Origin of the sequence: Phyllobacterium sp., assembly GCF_037994425.1 — a bacterium.
In the GTDB taxonomy this organism is placed as follows: Bacteria; Pseudomonadota; Alphaproteobacteria; order Rhizobiales; family Rhizobiaceae; genus Phyllobacterium.
In genome coordinates this window covers 42,192-66,735 of record NZ_JBBNAM010000167.1, presented here as the reverse complement: position 1 = coordinate 66,735, position 24,544 = coordinate 42,192, and the positions used below count along the sequence as shown (strand labels likewise).

Below are 24,544 nucleotides of genomic sequence, written 5' to 3'. Positions count from 1 at the left end.
GACTGAGTTCGACCGGATACCCGACGTCGTCCGACAAGCCGAGGACGACCATGGGCCGGTCGATGTGCTGATCAACAATGCCGGCTACGGTCACGAGGGGATCCTCGAGGAATCGCCGCTCGAGGAGATGCGGCGTCAGTTCGACGTGAACGTCTTCGGCGCCGTTGCGGTCGCCAAGGCCTTCCTGCCGCGGTTCCGTGAAAGGCGCAGCGGGTTCATCGTGAACGTGACCTCGATGGGCGGAATGATCACCATGCCCGGCATCGCCTATTACTGCGGCAGCAAATTCGCCCTTCAGGGCATTTCGGAAGTCATGCGTGCGGAGATGGCGCCGTTCGGCGTCCGTGTGACGGCCCTGTGCCCCGGCTCCTTCCGGACTGATTGGGCGGGACGCTCGATGATCAGAACGGGGCGGTCGATCCCTGACTATGACACGCTGTTCGATCCCATCCGGCAGGCGCGGGAGGCCAAGAGCGGCAAGCAGCTCGGCGATCCCGACAAGCTTGCGGCAACTGTCCTGAGCTTGATCGAGTCCGACAGCCCTCCGCCTCAACTCCTGCTCGGCAGCGATGCCTTCAGGCTCGTGTCGGACAGGATCGAAGGTCTGAAGCAGGAGATCGAAGGATGGAAATCCGTTACCGTTTTTACTGATGGCTGACTGCGTTGGCATCGCGTCACCAGAGCGCGCGGTGCCTATCACGGAACGGTGTGCTACCGCACAACGTCGCATTACTTGACAGACTACCTATCAGAAGGTAGACGCGTGGTATGAGCAATCTTTCGACGACCTCCGACGAAATCCTGACCTCCGCGCAAAAGCTAATCACGGCCGGCGGCTACAATGGATTCAGCTATGCCGACATTGCGGCTGTGGTCGGAATTCGCAAGGCCAGCATCCATCACCACTTCCCGAGCAAGGTGGATCTGGTGCGTACGCTTGTGCAGCGTTACCGCGGGGACGCTGAAAGCGGCTTGGCCATCCTGGAGCACCATGTGCCGGAACCTCTCGACCTCATTCAAGCTTACGCGGATTATTGGGCGAAGTGCATCGAAGATGAAAGCATCCCCTTCTGCGTGTGCGCGCTGCTGGCCAGCGAACTTCCGGCGCTTCCAACGGAAGTAGCCGTGGAGGTGCGAGCATTCTTCGAGTCTCTGTCGGCCTGGCTGACGTCAGTCATGGGGCGCGGCCAACAGCAAGGCTCTCTCAAGATTTCCGGCGCGACGCGGGTGGAGGCAGAGGCGTTCATGGCGACCGTTCACGGCGCAATGCTTTCGGCTCGGGCATACGGAAGGCCTGCCGTCTTCGGAACCATTCTCGGCCCAACCCTGCAGAGGCTGAAGCCGGAATGATTCTGTTACAGGGCGGCTAAGCGGCGCGCCGCCTCCTCAACAGCACCGGCAATTGCGTCGCACGAAACTACCAATTAGTAGGTAGACCCCGCTCGAAAGGAACATCCTATGAATCGTCATCGCAGCGAACTTGCGCCGCAGGACCAGGACAAGCGGCTCAAGCTGTATTACTTCGCCCGTGCGGCTTTTTCCGTTGTCTGGGTTGTGGCGGCGTTGCTTGTCGGCCGGCAGTCGCCGTCCGTCGCGGCCACCCTGCTTATCGTCTATCCGGTCTGGGATGCCGCCGCTAACTATGTCGATGCTTCCCGCAGCGGCGGGCTTGCCGCCAATCGTACGCAGTCATTCAACGTCGCCGTCAGCCTGGTGGTCGCCCTTGCAGTCGTCATCGCGCTTACGATGAATATGAATTGGGTTCTCGGCGCCTTTGGCGTGTGGGCGATCCTCTCCGGCCTCCTACAACTCGGAACCGCAATCCGACGGTGGAAAACGAGCGGAGGCCAATGGGCAATGATCCTGAGCGGAGGCCAATCGGCTGTCGCCGGCACATTCTTCATCGTGCAAGCGCAGTTGCCTGCACCGCCCTCGATCGCTGATATTGCAGGCTACGCTGGCGTCGGCGCCCTTTACTTTCTCGTCTCAGCCGTTTGGCTGACCGTCTCGGAAGCGCGACGCCGGAAAACGGCATCCGTCGAAGCATGATCCGGTGCTGATCGCCGGACTGTAGAGTCACCGAAGGCCGCGATTGCGACGGTTGCAGTCGCGGTCCGAGATCACCCGAGATCAAAGGAGATGAGCATCATGGCGCTCCTTCTCCTTCCGCGCCGACATGGCCGTCTGGCGCGACACAACCAATCTCGACAAGGATAGCAGCGGTTCTTCCATTATCATTATGTATGTGACCTACGCCGGCAATGGCGACACGCCATTTGGCCATTATGAGGGCGCGAAGCGGCCGAGAGGACGCCTGGCGGCGTCGACCCAAAGCGACCGTTTTCGTTGGCACCAACACATCAATCAAGCGACGTGAGTTGTCTCGGCGCGCAGTGACGTCGCTGGCAGCAACCGGCCGCTCTCGACCTTGCTTGTTATCTCCGCAGGCGAAGCGCATCGACAACGACCGCAAACGCGGGCGAGGGATGCCGACGATTCGGATAGTAGAGATGATATCCTGCAAAGGGAGAGCACCAGTCTTCCAAAACTCGGACGAGCGTGCCCTCCGCCAAATTGTCCTTGACCTGATCTTCGGGCATGTAGGCGAGGCCTAGTCCTCGAAGTGCAGCCTCGCGTCTCATTGCGAGATTGTTGAAAACGAGTTGGCCCTCGACGCGGACTCGCACCTCACGACCGTCCTTCTCGAACTCCCAGGCGAAGATGTTGTCATGGGTGGGCAGGCGCATGTTGATGCAGTTGTGAGTGGTCAGCTCCTGGGGTGTCTCCGGCCTGGGATTGTGCCCAAGGTACGCAGGCGACGCCACGACAGCCATGCGCACATCCGGGCCGATCGGAACCGCGATCATGTCTTTGGCGACCTGTTCGCCGAGCCGAACGCCGGCGTCGAAGCGCTCAGCGACAATATCGGTCAGTCCGTAGTCGACGATGATCTCGACAGTCACGTCTGGGTTGTCCGGAAGAAAGCGCTCCAGGGCAGGTGCAAGAACCGAAATCGCCGCATGTTCACCCGCCGTGATGCGGACAGTGCCGGTCGGGCGGTCCCGCATCTCTCTCAATGCTGCAAGTTCGGACTGGATCTCCTCGAAACGCGGCCCAGCGGTCTGTAGAAGCCGTTCTCCCGAAGCGGTAGGGGAAACGCGCCGCGTCGTCCTTGTTAACAACCTCATTCCCAGCCGCTCTTCGAGGCTACGGATTGTCTGACTGAGCGCCGATTGTGAGACGCCGAGCTTCACCGCCGCTTTGGTGAAGCTCTGCTCGCGGGCAACGGTGACGAACGCCGCAAGATCGTTGTAGTTTTCGCTGGCCATTCATTAGTCCTGCTAATAGGGAGATGCGGATTATAGCATCTAATCGCAGGGATCGGCGAGGGCTATATTCGACGCTGTGAACGACACCGCGCCTCGAAAGGATTTCCAATGGCAGATCAAAAGAACTTGACTATGGGCCGTCGCAGCTTTTTAGGTGCTGCGGGGTCGCTTGCAGCGGCACCGCTCGTTGAAGCTAGCTTTTCTCCGGCAGCCGCGCAGTCGCCGTCGCCCAATAGCGCGCTTGGGCGACGAAAGCTCGGATCGCTGGAGGTTTCCAGCGTGGGGATCGGCGTGCAGAACATGAGCCGGACCTACCAGACGACCATTCCCAGCCGCCCTGAGATGATCGCCATCATCCGGGCGGCGCATGATCGCGGCGTCACCTTTTACGATGCTGCGGAAGCCTATGGACCGCATGAGGTCGAGCGAATCCTTGGGGAGGGCGTGCAGCCATTCTGGGAGAAGGTCGTCATCGCCTCGAAGTTTGGCTGGAACATCGATCTGGAGACCGGCAAGCGGCTGCCGGGCCTCAACAGCCGACCCGATCATATCAAGCTTGCCGTCGAGGGCATGCTGAAGCGCCTGCGTACCGACCGCATCGATCTCCTCTATCAGCACCGCGTCGACCCGCAGGTTCCGATCGAAGACGTCGCAGGCGCGGTCAAGAATCTAGTCGCGCAAGGAAAGGTCCTGCACTGGGGGCTGTCCGAGATGGGTCTCAAGACCGCGCGCCGCGCCCATGCCGAATTGCCGCTCACGGCGATCCAGAGCGAGTACCTATGTTGTGGCGGGGCCCGGAGGACGCCGTCCTTCCGCTCTGCGAGGAACTCGGCATCGGATTCGTTCCCTGGAGCCCTCTGGGTGTTGGCTTCTTGACAGGCGCCATCGACGAACGCACGAGGTTCGCCGAGGGCGACATCCGCGGCGTCGAGACACGGTTCTCGCCAGAGAACCTGCCGAACAATCTTGCCTTGGTCGCGTTGGTGAAGGCTTGGGCCGAACGCAAGGGAGCGACGCCCGCCCAGATCGCGCTCGCGTGGCTGATGGCTCAGAAGCCATGGATTGTGCCTATCCCCGGCACCACGCAGATGGCTCACATGCTGGACAACATCGGCGCGCCCTCCATCACGTTCGACCCCGCCGAGATCGCGGAACTGAACAAAGCCGTCGCGGGCATCCTGGTAAACGGGGCGCGGCTCCCCGATCAAGTACTGGTCTTCTCCGGCGTGGAAGCACCCTGATCGGATTTATCCACGCAAAAAGATCAGCACGCTACGAAAGGAATGACGATGACAACCTGGCTGATCACGGGCTGCTCCACCGGGCTGGGCAGAAGCCTGGCCGAAGCGGTTCTCGATGCAGGGCACAACGCAGTTGTCACGGCACGAGACGTCGCAAGGGTGCAGGATCTCGCCGCGGCGTTTCCCGATACGGCTGTCGCAGCCGCACTCGATGTGTCGGACAAGGAGCAGGTGGCAGAGGTCGTTTCCCAGGCCGAGCGGCGCTTCGGCTCCGTCGACGTCCTGGTGAACAACGCGGACTACGGCTACCGCGCAGCGGTGGAGGAGGGCGACGACAAGGAGGTCGCGGATTTGTTCGCCACCAACTTCTTCGGCACGGTCGCAATGATCAAGGCTGTCCTTCCTGGAATGCGGTCGCGCCCCAGCGGCACCATCCTCAATTTATCTTCGATCGCAGGCCGTCTGGCGGCGCCCGGCTCGGGCTATTACTCAGCGTCTAAGTTCGCCGTTGGCGGCATGTCCGACGCTCTGCGCAAGGAACTCGCACCGCTTGGCATCCGCGTCACGATCATCGAGCCTGGAGCGTTCAGGACCGACTTCGCAGGGCGTTCGCTGCAGCAGGCGAAGACGAAGATCGACGACTACGCCATGACGGCCGGTCCGCGTCGGAAGGAGAACGACAAGACTCACGGCACCCAGCCGGGCGATCCAAAACGGGCTGCGGCAGCGCTTCTCGACCTGGTTGCCAGATCGGAGCTGCCGGCCCGCCTGCTGCTAGGCAGTGACGCCATAAAGATCGTCGGCGGCGAAGTCGACAACCAGCGGCGAGAGATCGACGCATGGAAAGACCTCAGCGCCAGCTCGGACTTCAAGTCCGGCGAATGACGTCGCAAATAACCGAAGGAAACGACAATGCAAAAACGTAAGCTTGGTAAATCCGGCCTTGAAGTATCGGCTCTGGGACTTGGATGCATGGGCATGACTGGCGTCTACGGCACGGGCGGAGACAAGAGCGAAATGATCAAGCTCCTCCGCGACGTCCACGCGCGCGGCATCACGCACTTCGACACGGCGGAGGCCTATGGTCCGTTCGCCAACGAATCCCTTCTAGGGGAAGGGTTGCAGCCGATCCGCGACCAGGTGACGATCGCGACCAAGTTCGGCTTCGACATCGATTTGGAGACCGGAGCGAGGACCGGGGGGACGAACAGCCGACCCGAGCACATCAAGGCCGTTGCCGACGCCGCACTCAAGCGGCTGAAGACGGACCGCATCGATCTGTTCTACCAGCACCGCGTCGACCAGAGCGTTCCGATCGAGGACGTGGCAGGCGCCGTGAAGGATCTGATCGCCGACGGCAAGGTGAAGCACTTCGGCCTTTCGGAGGCCGGCGTCCAGACCATCCGGCGCGCCCATTCCGTCCAGCCCGTCACCGCCGTCCAGAGCGAGTACTCGCTGTTCTGGCGCGGGCCGGAAAAGGAACTGCTGCCAGTGCTCGAAGAGCTCGGCATCGGCTTCGTGCCCTTCAGCCCGCTCGGGGCCGGGTTCCTGACCGGCAAGATCGATGAGAACACCAAATTCGCCGAAGGCGACTTCCGCAATATGGTGCCGCGTTTCTCGGTCGAAGCCCGCAAAGCGAACCTAGAACTGGTTTCTGTCATCAAGGCGATCGCCGACCGCATGCAGGCGACCCCGGCACAAGTCGCCCTTGCATGGCTGCTTGCACAGAAGCCGTGGATCGTCCCCATTCCAGGCACGACGAAGCTCCATCGTCTTGAGGAGAACATCGTCGGCGCGGAACTCCCACTGACGGCTGAAGACCTGACAGAGATCGACCGCGAAGCGTCCAAGATCGAGGTGCAAGGTGAGCGTCTCCCGGAAGCCGTTCTGAAGATGACAGGGCACTAGCGGCCACGATCCACCTGCTCGCTCGAGGGACGGGCCGCGCCCGGTCGGCTGTCCCTTGAGACGATTCTATCGACATCGACGAGGCCCAATATGAAGAAGATCGCAGCCACCATCGCCATGACCACACTGACAGCCACTGCTGCCGAAGCTGAGGGAACGCGCCCGCGGGTCGCGCCGCCGGCCGCGTACGAGGTCGCGCCCGGTCTCGGTCACTTCACGGACGACGTTCTTTTCGGTGAGGTCTGGGAGCGAAAGGAACTCACTCCTCGCGACCGCAGCCTTGTCACGGTCGCCACGCTGGTCTCTACAGGCAAAGCCGCACAGACCGGCAGCCATATCCGACGCGCCCTTGATAACGGCGTGAGGCCGGAAGAGATCGGCGAGCTCATCACCCACATTGCCTTCTACTCGGGCTGGCCGAACGCCATGTCCGCCGTGACCGAGACGCAGAAGATCTTCGAGGAGCGAGGCATCAGCCCCATCTCCAGCAGCGACGCCGCGCGGATCGACTTCGACGCCGCGGCGGAGGCGGCAAGGACGGCGACCGTCGACACGAACGTCGCGCCGACGGCGTCCGCGCTGGCAGATCTCACAAACCGCGTACTCTTCGGCGACCTCTGGCAGCGTCCGGATCTGTCCGCTCGTGACCGCAGCCTGGTCACCATGGCGGCTCTGGTCGCCATCGGACAGCCCGAACAGCTCCCGTTCCACGCCAATCGAGCCATGGACGACGGTCTGACGCGCGCGCAGGCTTCGGAAGTCGTGACCCACGTCGCATTCTACGCAGGTTGGCCGCGGGCGATGTCGGCCGTCCCTGTCCTCAGGAAGGTCTTCGAGTCTCGCGAAGTGCCTCAGGTCGCTACATCTACGGCCGACGTCAAGATCACGCGAGCTGGCGCGGGCAGAGCGGCGGCACCGAAGCAGTACTTTACTGGAACGGTTGAGACGTCGGGGTTCTATCGGGGGGACGCGCCTGCTCGGATCGGTGGTGCGACCGTCTCGTTCTCGGCAGGAGCACGGACAGCGTGGCACACCCATCCCCTTGGCCAGACGCTCTTCATCGTGTCGGGGCGAGCGCTCGTTCAAAGGGAGGGCGGCCCCGTCGAACACGTCGGTCCCGGAGACGTCGTCTGGATACCTCCTCTGATCCGGCATTGGCATGGCGCTTCCGCCAGCGAGGGGATGACGCATTTCGCAGTCGCCGAAGCCCTCGACGGAAACTCCGTGACGTGGATGGAGAAGGTTTCCGACGAGGACTACGCCGCACGCCCGACCGAAGACTGACCTGAACGTCGCCATGGAGATCCGAATGCTTCGACGCCAATTCCTTCAGACGCTTCCGGTCGTAGCAGCGGCCGTATCGTCAGGCCTCAGCGACGCCTCATCGCAAGCGGCTGGGCCTGGGACAACACTGGTTGCCTACTTCTCGCGTACGGGAAACACGCGTGTGATCGCCAACCAGATCCGAAGAGCGAAAGATGCCGCTTTATTTGAGATCAACCCCGCCGCTCCGTATCCGGAGGATTACGAGGAGACGGTGGCGCAAGCCAGTCGCGAGACAGCGGCCGGCCATCTCCCGACTCTTGCGGCGACGGTCCCGGACATAGGACGGTACGACGCGATCTATCTCGGGTTTCCGATCTGGGGGATGACGGCGCCGCCAGTGATACGGTCGTTCGTTCAGGCCCACGACCTGTCGGGCAAGACGGTGTATCCTTTCATCACCCACGGAGGATATGGGCTTGGCAACAGCATCGATATCCTCAATTCTCTGGCACGTGGCGCCGAATTGAAGCCAGCCTTCTCTATGCAGGCGGATCAGGAACGGAGAACGCTCGAGCAGGTCAGGGGCTGGTTGCGTGGCTAGGTGGAGCTGATGGCGGCAGCGGTTCAGAACGTAGTGAAGATCCGTCCGGCAACTCCGGCTGACGTCGAGGTTGTCGGACAATGGGGAGCGGACCTTGTCGCGCTCCACCACGAGTTCGATGCCGAGCGTTTCGTCCCGGCCGGGGCAGCCACCCCGGCGAAGTACGCTACTTTCATCGAAAGTCAGCTTCGGCGACTAGAGGTAGTCATACTCGTCGCCGAAGACGAGAAATCTCTAGTGGGCTACATCTACGCGGCATACGAGGGCAGCGACTACATGTCCTTGCGAGGACCTGCTGGCGTGATGCACGATATCTTCGTGGACCCGGCTCACCGCGGCCAGGGCGTCGGCAGATCGCTTCTTGAGGCGGCTATCCAAGAGCTGACCGTTAGAGGCGCACGCCTGTTCGTGCTGTCGACCGCATACCGCAATCACGCTGCGCAGAAGCTCTTCGCGGGAGTTGGTTTCCGCCCTACCATGATCGAGATGACATATGAGCGGGATCAAAGCCGTCCGGAATGAACCGGCGCTGGGTCAATTTCTGATCCTCACCGACCAGATTGATTCATACGACTAATGAGCGCGGTTTCAACGATATTAGCACGTGCGCTCATTGTCGTTTAACAACGCTGTGGCAGGAATCAGCGCAATCAGTTGGAGGGGTCGATGAAATCTTCTACCAAGGTTCTAACATGTGCACTTTCGCCTGCTGCATTTCCGGCGCTGTCACAGGATGTCCCCTATCGGGCGTCGCCTAGCTTCTATGCCGGCCAGCGTGTCCCTGGTACGGTCACGTGCAGACGACGGTTTCCCTATCTGTGCCTGTTGACGCCGGTCAGGAAACCGGCGAGCAGATCAAGGCGGCTCAGAAGGGGATTTACTCATCGCGGGCGGGCAATGTGATCTCATTCTGCAGCCACGGCCGAGAGTTGCGAGATCACCGACTTGACCAGCAGCGCGGATCTCAATCGTGGTTCGCGCAACGACATCGTTGTGCGCGGCACCGTCACGATGGCGGTGAAACTCAAGGATGCCACATAGAAGCCCTAGCCATTCGCAAGACCGGACGGTGCGTTTGATGGATACCAAAATGGCCGCTTATGGGGCGCAAAGATGCCGTCATATCAAAACCAAGGCAATGTCTGCTTTCGGGCAGATGTAAGGTCCGCTTCACCGACCGATAGGGGGCGCGAAGCCGCTCGATCGCAATGTACTGATGGAGACATTTGCGCCGAGACGTGCGGCCCCACTGTGTGCGGGGCCGCACGCTGTCAAATCTCGGTATGCTCCGCTAATTCCAGCGCATCCTCAATGTCCACCCCCAGATACCTGACCGTGTTTTCGATCTTGGTGTGGCCCAACAGGATTTGAATCGCGCGAAGATTGCCTGTCGCCTTGTAGATCATAGCGGCCTTGGTGCGCCGAAGCGAGTGCGTGCCGTAGTCTTCGCGTCGCAGCCCTATTGCGGTCACCCATTCATCCACCAATCTGGCATATTGGCGGGTGCTTAGATGATCGGCATGGTCGACCCGACTCGGAAAGGCATAGTCGTCCACTGTTCCACCACGGCGTTCAAGCCATGCAAGTAGACTTGCCCTTACATCTGCCGTGATTTCGAACTGAACTGGACGGCCGGTCTTTTGTTGAACGACCATCGCTCGGTTTCGGATTTCCGTCCCTGCAACAAGACACCCGATCTTTAATTTCACTAGATCGCAGCCGCGAAGCTTGCTGTCGATCGCGAGGTCAAACAAGGCGCGATCTCTCATGCGTCCCTCTCGGTCGAGGAAGAAGCGGATCGCCCAAATTTGGCGCTGTTTCAGCGGCTTCTTAACGCCGACTTTTCGGCCGGCGTTCCAAGCCGGTCGTCCCAGTGCGTTAGGATCATATTGTGCAATACCCATTTTTCGTTATCCTTTGACCAACATTGGCCACCAAAAGGACTCATGAGAACAGTGAGGCCCGTAAACCCAGACCGACAGCTTTTTGGGTTAAAGCGGCGAAATCGGACCCTTAACATGACTCGGGTAAGGTTTCGAGCTGACCCCTCCGAACCATCCTGAGGTTGGGATACGAGGCTGACGGAGCGATTGTTCCCACAGCCAACGACGGAAGAAACCGCTTCGGCAAGTTCAGCGCGCCAATGGGTTCGAAGTCCCGAAAACGGACCTTTCTTCGAATGACGCCGTCCTTCCATTGGACCGCAACAGACCTTTGCAGTGACCACTTCGCGGATCCTATTCCTATTGAAGGCGGCACTCTCGTGAAGCGTCGCCACATGACCGTCTCAGTGGTATCATGAACCAGCACGGTCGCGGTGTCGGGCAGCAGGATGGTGCATGTCGTGTCAATCGCCCGGGCTTCATCCGGCGGATCTCTGAGAGAGAGACAGCCATGGCAACTGCAAGAGCGGAGCGGCGGCTGGCCGCGATCCTGGCCGCTGACGTCGTCGGCTATTCCCGCCTCGTCGAACATGACGAGGCTGGGACGTTGTCGGCCCTGAAGGTTCTGCGCCGGGAGGTGATAGATCCACTGCTGGCCGAGCATCAGGGCCGTATTGTCAAGCTGATGGGCGACGGTGCGCTCGTGGAGTTCGGCTCGGTTGTCGATGCCGTCGCGTGCGCGGTCGCCATCCAGAAGGGCGTTGCCGAGAACCAGGCCGATATCTCAACGGAGCGACGCATCATCTTCCGGATCGGCGTCAATCTCGGTGATGTGATCCACGAGGTTGATGGGGATCTCTACGGCGATGGCGTCAACATCGCGGCCCGCCTCCAGACCTTGGCGGATCCAGGCAGCATTTGCATTTCCGGCACGGCGTACGACCACCTCCAGGGCAAGCTTGACTGCGACTACGAGTACCTCGGCGAACGCGGGCTCAAGAACATGGAGCGGCCGGTGCGATTGTACCGCCCCCTTCTGGAAGGGACGACCGCACGAACGGCATCGCGCAGGCCCGCACTTCCGGACCGACCATCCATTGCCGTCCTGCCGTTCAACGCCATGAGCGCCGACCCGGAGCAGGACTTCTTCAGCGATGGGCTCACCGAGGACATCACCACCGCGCTATCCAAGCTCAAGGGCTTCTTCGTGATCGCCCGCAACACGATGTTCACCTATAAAGGAAAGCCCGTGGATGTGCGCGCCATCGGGCGCGAACTCGGGATCCGCTATGTTCTCGAGGGAAGTGTGCGCAAGTCCGGCCACCGCGTGAGGGTGACCGCGCAGCTCATCGATGCGGCCTCCGAAGCCCATCTCTGGGCCGAGAGGTACGACGGCGACCTCGGCGACATCTTCGTCATTCAGGACGAAATCACGGCAAGCGTCGTCGGCCGCATCGGGCCGGAACTCCTGGCGGCAGAGCATGCCCGCGAAAGCCCGAAGCCGCATCATGGCCTTGATGCCTGGGAATGTGTCGTGCGGGCGGTGTTCCTGTGTTCCCAGTTGTCTGAGGAGAGCAGCCGGAAGATGCTCCCCCTGCTCGATCGGGCAATTGGACTAGCTCCCGATTATGCCCAGGCGCTCGCCATGAAAGGTTGGATAACGATATGGCGCGCGTTCCAGGGGTGGGGGGACATGGTAGACGCCCTCGCCCTTGCTAGGGATATCGTCCAACAAGCCATTGCCGCGGACGATAAGGAACCGTGGGCTTACCTTGCGCAGGCGATGATAGCCTTTGCGACGCGTGACAATGTCCTGGCGACGGCAGCGATCAGCCAGGCTGTCGCCATCAACCCCAACTCCGCGTTTGCACACGACCAGTTGGGGCTTGCGCATGCCAACGGGGGCCGCGCGGCGGACGCCATTCCTTGCATCGACTACGCCCTCAGACTGAGCCCGCACGAGGCTTTTCTCGGCGACTTTCAGTTCTACTACGCCATGGCTTACTTCCAGGGCGCGAATTACGAGCTGGGATTGATTTATGCACGGGAGGCACATCGCTTGCGGTCCGGCCACGCGGTTCCGCTGGTCATTGGCACGGCCTGTGCCGGACTTCTAGACAACCAGGAGGCTGCCACGGAATTGCTCGGACGGCTCAAGTCGCTAGTCCCTGACATCTCACGGGACGCGGTCGGAGCAACATCTTCTTTCGTCCGCGCCGAGGATCGGGCGCGCCTGATCGAGGGGCTTGCCCGTGCCGGCCTGAATTGACGGGTTGGATTGACCTTGAGCACCGATCGCTACCGGTGAGGAGCGTTCCTGGCAGCATGTCACGACGACTTTCGGAATTGTGCTATGTTCGTAAGCGCGATGGACTGCGCGTGAAGGTGGCCGACTGGCCGGACGGCTACGTTTCCTGACGTGCGGATTTCGATGCGATGCCGACGCGCGTGCCGCGCCGGGCGGCCATTGCACAATCGAGACATTCGACAGGCGACATCGGCCTGCCCTGGCTGAAAATACCGCTACGGAAAAGCGGTAAATCAAGCAATGCGCGGTGCGATCTGGATCGGGGACGCGATTATCGGTTCCTGTTTGCATGGAATATTTTGCTGCGGTTTGCGAGAGGCATGCATTACGGCGAAATGCTGCCGTCTATCTGTCTGGTGATGGCAATCAATTGTTTTCTTTTTGGCAGCGTCGTCTTGATCGCATGCGACCGGGATGTGCTTTCCGTACTGCAAAGCATTTGGATTGCGACTGCGGGCGCAAGCCTGATAGTTGTCGACGGATATTTCTGATTTGGAAAAATTGCGCTGAAACGGGGATGGGGTTGCGAGGGGATGGGAACGGTCCCCTCGCCCGCCTCTCGAGAGCCAGGCGCGGCGATGACTTGGAATTTTGCGAAGAATTGCTTATACTGTCGTTAGGAGTGGGATGCCGGTTTTACCCGGCACCCCGTTTCCCTACAGTATGAAAGAGACCCGCATTGTCAGTGTCCAGCTGGTGCGGGTCTTCTTCATCGTAAGGGTAATACTAATGGGCAGGTGCCACATTGTATTACCTCCTGTTTCGAGGGCATAGGCCGTATGCCTCAGCCGGGAAGGCCATTCCTCCCGGTTGCACCGGCTGGCGCGGTGCTGCTGCTTTGCCCTCAAACTCAATCGCCGTTCTGCTTATCGTGCCAAGTCTGTTACCAAAACACTAACAGCGCGATTTGGAAGATCTGTAGCGACTGTCGCCGTCTTCATGATGCGTACCCCACGGCTGCCTGCTGCTGTTCAAGCAAATACCAGAGCGCGTAAAGCCGCTCTTCCTGCCTTTCGAGGTCGCGGCTCACCCATTCGCGGTTGCCGATGACGAGGTAATAGCGGCAACGCGATCCGCTGCCGAGAATGGCGATATAGCACTCGTCGGCGTAAACACAGCCGGGCATGGTACCGAGCTCGTCATCGACGCCGAAGCGGGAAGCGAGATTTTTTCGTGGGTTCGGGTGGCTCGAAATTCCGGGAGTGTCAATATGATCGTAACTCCTGAAATAATTGATCGTTGAAAGAAAAAGAGAAGGGGCGCTCCGCACGCCGCCTGTTCGGTCAGGCGGCGTGCGGAGCGGTTCGTCGTCGCAGGCGGCGGGGACGTCGGGCTGCTGGGCGTGAAGGAAGGCGACGGCTCTTTCGGCGTGCGCCGCCATTGAGACAATGGCGCGTTTGTCGTTCTTCACAACCTTCAGCCAGTGGGCGGTATAGGCAGCGTGGTCCTCGCGCGGTTCGATGGCAAGGCCGAGGTCGGCGGCGAGAAACACGCTACCGAGTTCGGCAACGAGTTCCTCGCGGGCGTAGCCTTCGTCACCCCACTTTGCGCCGCCGAGGTCGCGATCAAGCCGCTTGCTGTGCATTGTCCAGTGAATGCATTCGTGGCCGAGGGTCGTCGCGTGGGCCTCGGCCGAAACGAAGGCGGAAAACGGCGGCAATTGAATGAAGTCCAAACGGGGGTGGTAAAACGCCCTGTCTGCGCCTTCGCGAATATCTGTTGGATTCATGAGGAAATCTCTACCAAACAATCATGACACGGCAAATCCGGTGCGTATGACCAATGTACGGGAACCGGAGTATGGACGGTAGAAAGATGTTGCCGCACCTTGCCCATTTTTCCGACAATCCGCCCTTCAATATCGGGATTTCCGAACGAAGTGATAGGAAAAGAAACAGCGGACAGTGGGGGTCCTGCAGTGAACGAAAGACCATCCACAAACTTCGCTGTGCATGGTCGTGGATATTTAGAGAGAGCCTTCACGACGCCGTAGCGTCTGATGGTGTTTAGTACTGGGCACGGTAGGTCAACGGCACCCAATATAGTTGCTGTCATCCCGACGAACATGGCCAATCCCAGGAAACGCGTGATGCGCGCTGGCAACCGGACCTGTGGTCTTCATCGTCGATGATGACCTGTCGATGCGAGACGCGCTGACAGATCTGTTCCGCTCGATGAAGTTCGACGCAGAGGCATTCGACAGCGCGACGGCATTCTTGGAAACGGCGAATTTCAATCGCCCCGGCTGTATTTTACTCGATGTCCGCTTGCCTGGCGTTAGCGGCCTGGATTTCCAGAGGCAGCTGGAGCGTCGCAGGCATAGTAACCACCTCAAAGCTGAGGCGCGTTGAATTCTTGATCGCTGCACCAACGCCGTGTGCCCCGGCATACAGACTTCGGGCTTCCGTTCGTCACCAGAGTGATCAGATACGCCGTAAGTTACAGTAGCCTACCTAAAGTCCAACCGCCGATTGATGTAGATTAACTGGCCGACGTGGTGGCGCGCAGGCGGCCAACTGCCAGCAATCGCAATCGCAAGAAAAGCGGCCGTCCAGATGTGCAGTTGGCCGCCAAGCTACTGAGCGTCGCGGAACCGGGCTCAACGGGGAGATCAATCATGTATTCCAGACTGTCTGGACATATTGCGTGTGCGCTTGGTTTAGCCACCGCAATTTCATTGACTGGCGTAGCGCGTGCCGCAGACGTTCAAACCACCGGCACACCCGGCTCAGCGGGCGCCACGACCACAATCGATGGCAAACAGCTGCCGACCCCCGATCCGAAATTTGGCGGTGTGATCAAGGATGATGCCTTGAAGTCGAAAGCCTGGTGGGCGCCGCGCATCGTGCCGCCGAAGGATGCGCCCAACGTATTGCTCATCATCACTGATGATGCCGGGTTTGGCGTGCCGAGCACCTTCGGCGGCGTGATCCCGACGCCCACGATGGATCGTATTGCAAATGACGGACTGCGCTTCAACAATTTTCATTCCACTGCATTGTGCTCGCCGACACGGGCCGCTCTCATCACGGGACGGAACCATCACTCGGCCGGGTTCGGCGTGATCTCCGAGCAATCAACGGGGTTCCCCGGCTACAATAGCATTATCAGCAAGGACAAGGCCACCATCGGGCGAATTCTGCTCGATAACGGTTACGCCACCTCCTGGTTCGGCAAGGATCACAACACCCCAGCCTTTGAAGCCAGCCAGGCCGGGCCATTCGACCAATGGCCGACCGGCATGGGCTTCGAGTATTTTTACGGGTTTGTGGGTGGCGATGCGAACCAATGGCAACCGAACCTGTTCCGCAACACCACCCAGATCTATCCCTTCGAGGGAAAGCCGGGTTGGAACCTGGTGACCGGAATGGCCGATGATGCCATTGATTACCTCAATCGCCTCAATCAGACGGTGCCTGATAAGCCCTTCTTCATGAAGTACGCGCCTGGTGCCACGCACGCGCCACATCACCCGACCAAGGAATGGGTGGAAAAGATCAGTGCGATGCATCTGTTCGACGGTGGGTACAACAAGCTTCGCGATCAGATCTTCGAGAACCAGAAAAAGCTCGGCGTGATCCCGCAGGATACCCAGCTGGAGCCTTGGCCTGCGAATGTCCTAAAAAACTGGGATGATCTGAAACCAGAAGAAAAGAAGCTCTTCATCAAACAGGCGGAGATCTTTGCCGCCTACGCCGCCTACAGCGACCACGAGATCGGGCGCGTTATCCAAACCATCGCGGACATGGGCAAGCTCGACAACACGCTCATCATCTATATCAACGGCGACAATGGCACGAGCGCCGAGGGCGGTCCTCTCGGTACGCCCAACGAAGTTGCGTTCTTCAACGGCATCAACGAGATGCCAGTCAAGGAGCAGATGAAGTGGTACGACGCCTGGGGCACCGAGCAGACCTATAACCACATGTCAGCGGGCTGGTCCTGGGCTTTCGATACGCCGTTCACGTGGTTCAAGCAGAATGCCTCCAAACTCGGCGGGGTCGGGCAGAACATGGCGGTCTCGTGGCCTGCGCACATCAAGGATAAAGGTGGCCTGCGTGATCAGTTCATGCACGTCATCGATGTGGTGCCCACCATTCTCGAAGTTACCGGCATTCCCGCCCCCGAAACTGTGGACGGCATCAAGCAAGCGCCGATCGAGGGCACGAGTTTTGCCTACACGTTCGACAAGAAAAACGCCAATGCTTCCTCACGGCACAAGACCCAGTATTTCGAGATGTTTGGCCAGTGGGCGCTGTACAATGACGGCTGGCTGCTCAGCACCAAGGTGAACCGCGCCCCGTGGGAGGCCTTCGGCGCCGCCAATCCGGACCCGCTCAACAATCAGGTGCTCGAGCTCTACGACCTGAATAAAGACTTCAGCCAGTCCAACGACATCGCCAGCCAAAATCCGGACAAGGTCAAGCAGATGAAGAAGCTGTTCGTCGCCGAAGCCAAAAAGTATCAGGTCTTCCCGATGGACGCGTCAGTGGCGGGCCGCCTGGTAGCGCCACGCCCGAACATCACCGCGGGTCGCACCGAGTTCACCTACACCCACCCGATGGTCGGTCTGCCGCAGGGCGATTCACCTTCCATCCTCAACAGTTCCTACACTATCACCGCCGATATTGAGGTGCCCGAAGGTGGTGCGGAGGGCATGATCCTCACCTCGGGCGGACGCTTCGCCGGCTATGGCTTTTATCTGCTCAAGGGCAAGCCCGTCTTCCTGTGGAATCTGATAGACCTGAAACGCATCAAGTGGGAGGGCCCGGATGCGCTCGCACCCGGCAAGCATGTGGTCGAGTTCGACTTCAAATACGACGGCCTCGGGGTTGGAACGCTTGCGTTCAACAACATGACCGGCCTCGGCCAATCCGGCACCGGTACGCTCAAAGTGGACGGGAAAGTCGTGGACACCAAGGCAATGCAGCGTACACTGCCCATGATCCTGCAGTGGGATGAGAGTTTCGACATCGGTTCTGACACGTTGACCGGCGTGAATGACGCAGACTACTTGCCGGCATTCGCCCTGACCGCCAAGCTCAACAAGCTGACGCTCAAGGTGGACAGGCCTACGCTTTCGGAGGACGACGTCAAGAAACTTGAGAATGCGGAAGCTATCGCCGTAGACGGAAGGCCGATTCATCACGTGCAGCCTGGGCCGCAATAGTCGGCCTTATTGCTAAGACCGCCGTCGGTTGCAGAAGTGGCTGGTGATTTCTGCTTCAGATCGTGTAGAGGCCGAATCGCCTGTTGATGAGACGCGCTTCTCCCATGACACCGCCCTCGTATTGCCACAGCGCGGCCTGACCTTTGCGCAGGGCATTCATCTGAAGCCTTTGAGCGTGGCATAGGCTGTCTTCATCGACTTGACCCGAGTGTCGGCTTGATCAGCCTCTTGAGTTTACCGTGATCGGCTTAGACAACATGTTGAGATATTTCACCTGTCGATGCACGGTCGCCTGCGGGCACTTTCCCTCCTTCTTGAGATCGGCAATCGCAGTGCCATAGGTTGGCGCTTTATCGGTGTTGATGGTCAGCGGCTTGTCCCAATCCTTCAAGCCGGCAAGTGCCCTGCGCAGGAACCAATTGAAATCGCTCATTAAAAGCCGGCTGCATATACATCCGAGCCAGATGGCGTAACAATCATGTTTTTGCAACAGCGCCGATCACACCGCGTCTGCGTGCACGTTGTTTCGTCACTCAGCAGACCGAGGTTGCCATCGGCTGCGCCGTTCTACAGCCAAGTTGGTGCCAGTTTGGCTATTCGCTCGCCTGGACGATACCATTCAGCTTTCCGCTCCTGGCGGTGACGCAAGGGAGATCAGTGCCGGCATTGGGGCTGTGACAGGGCAAGGCATCGCTCAGAACCTTCGACGACACTATTCGCCCTGGTGTCGATTTACACTTGAAACTGAGACCCAAGCACTGAATGTTCTCGATAGTTTGTGTGAGATCGAAGTGCATTTTTTGACACTTTAAGTGAGACTGCAGAGGGTATTTGTTATATTCAAAACGGGATTGATGGACCGGTCGATCGACCGTAATGTCGGCGCATGAATTCGTCCCCTACCGACCCTGACCTAAATCAACAAGCGAACAATGACGGTCGAGAGGAATTTCTCCGTGACCTGCTTCGCGGTGCTGGTGGAAAAGTCACTGCTGAGGTCGTCAGTACGGCACATGCAGAGTTCGGAATTCCACGATCGACGTTGTTCCGCCTTGTGGCGCGTTTCCGAAAGACGCAACGCACATCAAGCCTCGGGGCAAAGAAGCGCGGCACACAAGAAGGGGCTGTTCGACTGGACTCGAAAACTGAACGTATTATCGCAGAACAAGTGGAAAGATTCTGGCTCAAAAAGGAAAAGCCGAGCATCGCCGCTCTTTTGAGCCGAATTCGAGTAGTCTGCCTGACCGAAGGCCTACCCGTTCCTCACCGGAATACAGTGCAACGGCGCGTTTCCAACCTGACCCCAATTACAGTAGCCCGCAAACGCGGGCAAAGCGAGATTGAAGCCGCTTCAACCCCGAGCCCTGGCCAGCTCTCAGTCAGCAAACCGAATGCCTTATGGCAGATTGATCACACCGTCGTGGACGTCATCGTTGTTGACGAGCGATACCGTGAACCCATCGGACGACCCGTGCTCACAATTGCCATCGATGTTTGCACGAGAATGGTCGCAGGTTTCCATTTGTCATTGGAGGCACCCTCAAGTGTGTCAGTTGGACTCTGCCTGCTACATGCAATTTACGACAAGACAGCTTGGCTCAACGAGCGGGGGATTGAGGTTCCCTGGCCCGTCGCCGGAATACCCGAGGTCCTTCATTGCGACAATGGGGCTGAATTTAGGTCACGGGCACTTTTTAGCGCATGCAAGGAATATGGAATGAAACTCCAGGTCAGGCCGCCAGCAACACCCCGCTTTGGGGGACACATAGAGCGGCTGATTGGGACAATGATGGGGGCGGTGCACCTGCTGCCGGGTACTACATTCGGCAATGTAAAGATAAGAGGCGAGTACGATTCTGAAGACAGGGCGATTTTTACGATGCGCGAACTGGAAAAATGGATCGCCCTGGAAATTGCTGGTAAATATCATCAGCGCATACATGGCTCACTGTTGCGCCCTAAACAGCGTGTAATCCTCCAACTCTTGAGATATTTGAGCAACGAGATCAAAGCTTCCCTCGTTTGTCTTGGAGTGTCCGAAGCGCGCGATGCGATCGCGGGTGACACACAACTAGCACGGCGTTTGGATCAATTTGTGCTTCCAAGATGGAAGGCTGACGAAGAGTTTCAAGAATTCGTAACTGCGATCCTACGCAGCCTGCCTCTCAAACTTCCATCTGTTATATCCAGCCAAAGCCTCCGTCATCTTTCGCGCCTCGGCGATGGCATCACAGCTCGTGTATTTGGAATACTGAATGAACTCGCAATTGAAGCAATTCAGGAAGGCACAGAGCGTATCACTGACGAACATATCGAATCCTGGAAGCCTGCTTTGGAAAAGGAAGCCGCGTTCGCCTGACCTGCCAAAAACTTACACTTCAATTGAGACTCCTGATTGAAAAAGTCTCAATTGAAGTGTCGAAGTTTAGCAAAAACTCCCGGAGTCTCAGTTTCAAGTGTAAATCGACATCAGCTGTGCCTGCATTACCGCCATACCGCCGTCCCGAGAACTCTTGCCGTCTTGATCGTTCGAAAGCACCTTGATCCCAGGAGCGGCGAACGGACTTTTCACCTCTGGCGCTCACAAAGCATGGACCTGCGCCTGTTCGCTCAGTGAGCCTCGTTTTCCCGGTGCTTGGAATTCGCGTTCAGCTAGCTGTCAGGAAATTTGGGCACTGGTGCCGGCATCGACCTGTGAGAGCTTGCAGGGCGCAGTTTGGTTGCGATCTCAATTCGGTCGGATCCAAGGAGTTCGCACGGCATGGCAGGGATGCAACTTGTATCGATCATTGTTCCAACCCTTGATGAGGTGGACAACATCGATCTCCTGCTGAAGTCACTGCTCGCGCTTCCCTCGACGGATTGCGGATTCGAAATTCTGATAGCTGACGGTGGTTCTACCGACGGCACGATCGACCTGGTCAGAAAGTGGGAGGCGAGGGCTCCGGTCAGACTTATCACTGGTGCGGGGCGTCGGGGTCTGGCGGGCGATGTACTGACAGCGGCGGCATATGCGGCTGGCTCCATCGTCGTAGTAATGGACGCTGACCTCAGCCATCCGCCCGAGCGAATCCCTGACCTTGTCCGCGCCATCGTTGACGACAAGAGCGATATGGTGGTTGGCAGCCGCTATGTGGCGGGTGGCGCAACACCGGATTGGCCAAAGACACGTCGACTTCTTTCCCGCCTCGGGGGCGCGCTCGCCTGGCCGCTCAGCGAACTTCGGGATCCCATGTCCGGTTTCTTTGCGGTGCGCAAGGAGCGGCTCTTGGCAATTGACCCCGAAGCGTCCGGCTTCAAGATCGGTTTGGAAATAATTGCCGAAGGCGGCGGCCGACTCCGCGTCTCGGAGGTGCCGATCGTGTTTCATGATCGTGTCCGCGGGACGTCAAAGATCGGTTGGACGCAAATGTTGAGTTTTGCACGCCGCCTGATGGTACTTGCGGGTGGAGCAGTGTCGCTTGGCAATGCAACTCGATTCGCCGGAGTGGGACTTATGGGCCTCGCGGTCGATCTGCTTATCTTTCAGATCCTGTTCGGCCTGGGGATTGCGCTGGTGACTGCCCATGCAGTTAGTTTCGCTGTCGCGACCGTCTTCAACTATACATTGAATTCTCGATGGGCGTTCGCCACGCGCTCAGCCAATGTTCGTCAATCTGACGGGATTCGCATTCTTCGCTTTATCACCGTCTGCCTGCTGGCCTTTGCCTTGCGCGGGGGTGTTCTGGCCGGTGCCGTCGACCTTTTTGGGTGGCCGCCACAGTTTGCCATAGTTCTGGGTGTCGGTGCCGCCACGGTCGTGAATTATCTCGGCAACGCATTCTTCGTCTTTCCGTCAGTCAGCCCCCGCGTGCCCCTTGATATCCGGTGGCGCATAGCGGCGATCGGTGTTCTTGGATATGTCCTTCTCCTGCGCATGGTCTATCTTGGTCTTGTCGACCTACTCCCTGAAGAAGCCTACTATTGGAATTATGCGCAGCACCTCGACATCGGTTATCTCGACCACCCGCCGATGGTTGCGTGGCTTATATGGCTGGGAACGGAAGTCTTTGGGAACACGGAGCTCGGGGTCCGTATCGGTGCCTATGCAAGCTGGATAGCGGGCGCGGCATTCATATTCCAATTCTCGCGCAATCTCGTTGGAAAATCAGCGGCATTCGTCAGCGTCGTGCTCGTTGCGGCGTTACCGTATTTCTTTTCAAACGGCTTCATAATGATGCCGGATGCACCACTCACGGCTGCTTGGGCAGGATCACTATATTTTCTGGAGCGGGCACTGTTGGGGAATCGGCGCAGAGCGTGGCTTGGGGCCGGACTGATGATCGGCTTCGGTTTGCTATCCAAATACACCATCGTCCTACTCGGCCTTGCCACGCTGACATTTGTGCTCCTTGATCCCAAATCCCGGCGTTGGCTGTTGCGGCCCGAGCCCTATCTGGCCGCTATTGTTGCTTGCGTCCTCTTTTCACCCGTGATCTTTTGGAACGCGACCCACGACTGGGTGTCCTTCCTGTTTCAATCGTCTCGCCGACTTGAGGACAACTTCGAGTTCTCGTTGCCAACCCTCGTCGCGGATGCGCTTGTCCTCCTAACACCGTTGGGGCTTATTGCCGCTGTGTCTGCTCTTGTCGGCATCGTCCGTCACAGCTTTCCCGACAAGTCGGACTTGGGGGATTCGCGCCAGGCAAGGTTTGTCGCCATTTACACGCTTGTTCCGCTGTCCGTCTTCGTCGCGTTCAGCCTGTTTCACAACGTCAAACTGAATTGGTCGGGGCCGACGTGGCTGGCGCTGTTGCCCGTGATTTCGAACGCCCTCATCACAGGGTCACATATTGGAGGCACGTTACGGCGGTGGTGGGTTCCGAACGTTATGGGCGTATTGGTCTTCTACGGACTCGGTTTTCACTATCTGGTTTTGGGATTGCCGACCGTCGGTTACGTCGGCAATATCCGCACCCTACCCGTTGCCTGGCAGGAGTTTGGCCGCGACGCCGGACAAATCCAAGTGGCCGTCGAGGAGGAAACAGGAAAGCCCGTCCTTCTGATAACAATCGGCAAGTACTTTGCCGCCAGCGAGCTTGCTTTCTACAATCGCGCGCGCCAGCACGCCAGCACGAGCTCGGTTGGCGGCGCAGCGCTGGGACAGGACAGCCTTATGTACAATTACTGGTACAGGCCGGAAGACATGAGAGGCAGGACGGCTGTTCTTTATGCGCTGAAACGGCGCGATCTTGAGAAGGACTCCCTCAACGCCCATTTTTCTCGGTTGACCGATATACAGGAGAGAAAAATAACGAAACACGGAATAGCTGCGGGAAGCTATTTCTATAGAGTTGGATACGATTTGCGCCCCTGACCGTTCAAAGCTGGAGGTTCGGGCCGGAAGGTAGGATGACGCCGAAGAAGCCTTTGCCGACATGGCGCGATCCGCCTAAAGGATCACAATACCATCAATTCGGGTTGGTCTCAATTCGATGCACAAGGCAGAATTGAGCCTACTGAGGAGTCATGTGCGGACATAATCCGTGCGTTCCTAGATCACCGCCCTAACGTTGCCATTTTCCGAAAACGTCTATGATGTTCCCGACGCCACCCCGGTTCCCTAAGTAGTATGTTGTTTGGAGGATATCGGCCCCTGAACATTAAAGGGGCACAGATATCGGTAGGCGGATCAGAGCGTGAACTGAATTGGGCGAAATCCTTCGGCGTCAAGCAAGGGCGCAGTTTCCCACAGATAGTCTCCGGTGAGATTTATATGTTCCCGATACTGACGGCAACGACGCTCGCGGCGGTGGCGATGGGCGTGGCGCTGCCCTACACGCCGATCGGACCCTGGTTCGGTTCATGCCGCCACCGGTGTCGATGATTCTGGCGCTTGGGGGCATGACCGCAGGCTATCTTATGCTCACTCAGGTCATGAAGACATGGTTCTATCGGCGCTTCGCGCCCGAGCGCGGCGGAGCCGATGCATGGGCCGCTTCGGCCGCACCTGCGCGTGCGGTCAGTTGCATCCGCTCGGGACCAGCATAAGGCCCACAAAGACCGAAGAGGGGAAGCTGACGTCGCGACATAGATAGTCGACCCTGAACAACGGTTAAACCATTTGATAATCTCGGCCTGGGAAGTTGGCGAGAAGTATTCGGTTTTGCCGTCATTGTGATGACCATGGTCAGAATAATGGCACGCCAAAGGGCGAGAGTGGCCAAGGTAAGGCGCAGATTGTGGCCCACGGCCACGAGCAGGGCGTTGATGATGTCACCAACATGTCCGAGAAGGAAGTTCCGGTCCAGCCGCCCATCGGTCTTCATGTGGCCGATGATGGGCTCGATGGCCGATCGTCGTTTCAATTCCCGTCACATGGTCGGCGTCAGCCCGCGCCGGCTTCCGGCAATCATCACCGCCGCCGGTCCGGTGTAATCATGACCGCGATAAACTTTGTCGACGTAGATGCGATCCGGATCGACACCACCCAAGGCGACGGCCTGATCGACCGTGCCTGAGAGGTGTGACCGTCATAGGGATTGTCCTCGAACGCCTTGGTGGCCAACACCAGCCCCTCGCGGTTCGTCGCGGCGATCCCTACCTTGCAACCGAATTCACACGGCTGGCGGGCCTTGCCCTTGGCGATGCACACGACCTCGGGGGCGTGCAGCGAGTAGAGCTTGTTCTTGTCCTTTGGCTTTTGTTGAAGCAAGCGCGTCCCGCTTACCGCCTCACCACTCCTCGAATTTGGTAGTCGCACATGCATGGGGCATTAACCTACTGTTTACGTTAATATTTTTCGTCATGCCGCACTTTACTAGCACTTAGCTTCGGCTTATCGGACTATATATATTCA

General features: G+C 58.8%; 16 protein-coding genes and 4 pseudogenes. 15 read left to right on the top strand and 5 right to left on the bottom strand.

Annotated features, from left to right (window positions below; all coding sequences use genetic code 11):
- From AAAB35_RS12670 to AAAB35_RS12660, 3 genes are all read left to right on the top strand, one after another.
- The coding region (locus AAAB35_RS12670) for an oxidoreductase (RefSeq protein WP_340668632.1) at positions 1-658 on the top strand (658 nt) is incomplete at its 5' end.
- A 110-nt stretch (positions 659-768) separates the two neighbouring features.
- Positions 769-1,350, top strand: coding sequence for a TetR/AcrR family transcriptional regulator (locus AAAB35_RS12665; RefSeq protein WP_340668631.1), 582 nt, complete (start codon positions 769-771; stop codon positions 1,348-1,350).
- A gap of 108 nt (positions 1,351-1,458) precedes the next feature.
- On the top strand, positions 1,459-2,049 hold the full coding sequence (locus AAAB35_RS12660) for a DUF308 domain-containing protein (protein ID WP_340668630.1): 591 nt from the start codon (positions 1,459-1,461) through the stop codon (positions 2,047-2,049).
- A gap of 386 nt (positions 2,050-2,435) precedes the next feature.
- Here the strand turns inward: AAAB35_RS12660 and AAAB35_RS12655 are convergent, their stop codons facing one another.
- Positions 2,436-3,329, bottom strand: a complete 894-nt coding sequence (locus tag AAAB35_RS12655) for a LysR family transcriptional regulator (protein ID WP_340668629.1) — start codon at positions 3,327-3,329, stop codon at positions 2,436-2,438.
- Positions 3,330-3,437: 108 nt separating this feature from the next.
- Here AAAB35_RS12655 and AAAB35_RS12650 point away from each other — a divergent pair.
- From AAAB35_RS12650 to AAAB35_RS12625, 6 genes and pseudogenes are all read left to right on the top strand, one after another.
- Positions 3,438-4,570 (top strand): annotated as a pseudogene (locus AAAB35_RS12650) (aldo/keto reductase).
- A 42-nt stretch (positions 4,571-4,612) separates the two neighbouring features.
- Positions 4,613-5,455, top strand: coding sequence for an oxidoreductase (locus AAAB35_RS12645; protein ID WP_340668628.1), 843 nt, complete (start codon positions 4,613-4,615; stop codon positions 5,453-5,455).
- A 27-nt stretch (positions 5,456-5,482) separates the two neighbouring features.
- Positions 5,483-6,478 carry an aldo/keto reductase gene (locus AAAB35_RS12640; RefSeq protein WP_340668627.1) on the top strand — a complete coding sequence of 332 codons (996 nt, stop codon included), beginning with the start codon at positions 5,483-5,485 and terminating at the stop codon, positions 6,476-6,478.
- A gap of 90 nt (positions 6,479-6,568) precedes the next feature.
- Entirely contained in the window at positions 6,569-7,762 is a 1,194-nt protein-coding gene (locus AAAB35_RS12635; RefSeq protein ID WP_340668626.1) for a carboxymuconolactone decarboxylase family protein, read from the top strand.
- Positions 7,763-7,787: 25 nt separating this feature from the next.
- Positions 7,788-8,345 carry a flavodoxin gene (locus AAAB35_RS12630; protein WP_340668625.1) on the top strand — a complete coding sequence of 186 codons (558 nt, stop codon included), beginning with the start codon at positions 7,788-7,790 and terminating at the stop codon, positions 8,343-8,345.
- A gap of 9 nt (positions 8,346-8,354) precedes the next feature.
- On the top strand, positions 8,355-8,867 hold the full coding sequence (locus AAAB35_RS12625; RefSeq protein WP_340668624.1) for a GNAT family N-acetyltransferase: 513 nt from the start codon (positions 8,355-8,357) through the stop codon (positions 8,865-8,867).
- Positions 8,868-9,616: 749 nt separating this feature from the next.
- Here the strand turns inward: AAAB35_RS12625 and AAAB35_RS12620 are convergent.
- Positions 9,617-10,249, bottom strand: a complete 633-nt coding sequence (locus tag AAAB35_RS12620; protein ID WP_340668623.1) for a tyrosine-type recombinase/integrase — start codon at positions 10,247-10,249, stop codon at positions 9,617-9,619.
- Between the two features lie 490 nt (positions 10,250-10,739).
- On the opposite strand from AAAB35_RS12620, the gene AAAB35_RS12615 reads away from it, so the two are divergent.
- A complete protein-coding gene (locus AAAB35_RS12615; protein WP_340668621.1) occupies positions 10,740-12,497 on the top strand; it encodes an adenylate/guanylate cyclase domain-containing protein in 1,758 nt (585 codons plus the stop codon).
- Positions 12,498-13,473: 976 nt separating this feature from the next.
- Here the strand turns inward: AAAB35_RS12615 and AAAB35_RS12610 are convergent.
- Positions 13,474-14,265, bottom strand: coding sequence for a zincin-like metallopeptidase domain-containing protein (locus tag AAAB35_RS12610; RefSeq protein ID WP_340668620.1), 792 nt, complete (start codon positions 14,263-14,265; stop codon positions 13,474-13,476).
- 367 nt (positions 14,266-14,632) lie between these two features.
- On the opposite strand from AAAB35_RS12610, the pseudogene AAAB35_RS12605 reads away from it, so the two are divergent.
- Positions 14,633-14,845: pseudogene (locus AAAB35_RS12605) on the top strand (response regulator); the annotation flags it as partial.
- 308 nt (positions 14,846-15,153) lie between these two features.
- Positions 15,154-17,706, top strand: a complete 2,553-nt coding sequence (locus AAAB35_RS12600; RefSeq protein WP_340668619.1) for an arylsulfatase — start codon at positions 15,154-15,156, stop codon at positions 17,704-17,706.
- Positions 17,707-17,761: 55 nt separating this feature from the next.
- Here the strand turns inward: AAAB35_RS12600 and AAAB35_RS12595 are convergent.
- Positions 17,762-18,121, bottom strand: a pseudogene (locus AAAB35_RS12595) (DDE-type integrase/transposase/recombinase); the annotation flags it as partial.
- A 471-nt stretch (positions 18,122-18,592) separates the two neighbouring features.
- Here AAAB35_RS12595 and AAAB35_RS12590 point away from each other — a divergent pair.
- The 3 genes from AAAB35_RS12590 (at position 18,593) to AAAB35_RS12580 (ending at position 23,736) form a co-directional block, all read left to right on the top strand.
- The gene (locus tag AAAB35_RS12590) at positions 18,593-20,065 is read left to right on the top strand and encodes a DDE-type integrase/transposase/recombinase (RefSeq protein ID WP_340668618.1); all 1,473 of its coding nucleotides are present in this window, start codon (positions 18,593-18,595) and stop codon (positions 20,063-20,065) included.
- Between the two features lie 402 nt (positions 20,066-20,467).
- Positions 20,468-23,062 carry a glycosyltransferase family 39 protein gene (locus AAAB35_RS12585; protein ID WP_340668617.1) on the top strand — a complete coding sequence of 865 codons (2,595 nt, stop codon included), beginning with the start codon at positions 20,468-20,470 and terminating at the stop codon, positions 23,060-23,062.
- 488 nt (positions 23,063-23,550) lie between these two features.
- Positions 23,551-23,736 carry a hypothetical protein gene (locus tag AAAB35_RS12580; RefSeq protein WP_340668638.1) on the top strand — a complete coding sequence of 62 codons (186 nt, stop codon included), beginning with the start codon at positions 23,551-23,553 and terminating at the stop codon, positions 23,734-23,736.
- 101 nt (positions 23,737-23,837) lie between these two features.
- Here the strand turns inward: AAAB35_RS12580 and AAAB35_RS12575 are convergent.
- A pseudogene (locus AAAB35_RS12575) lies at positions 23,838-24,403 on the bottom strand (IS5/IS1182 family transposase); the annotation flags it as partial.
- Positions 24,404-24,544: the final 141 nt, after the last annotated feature.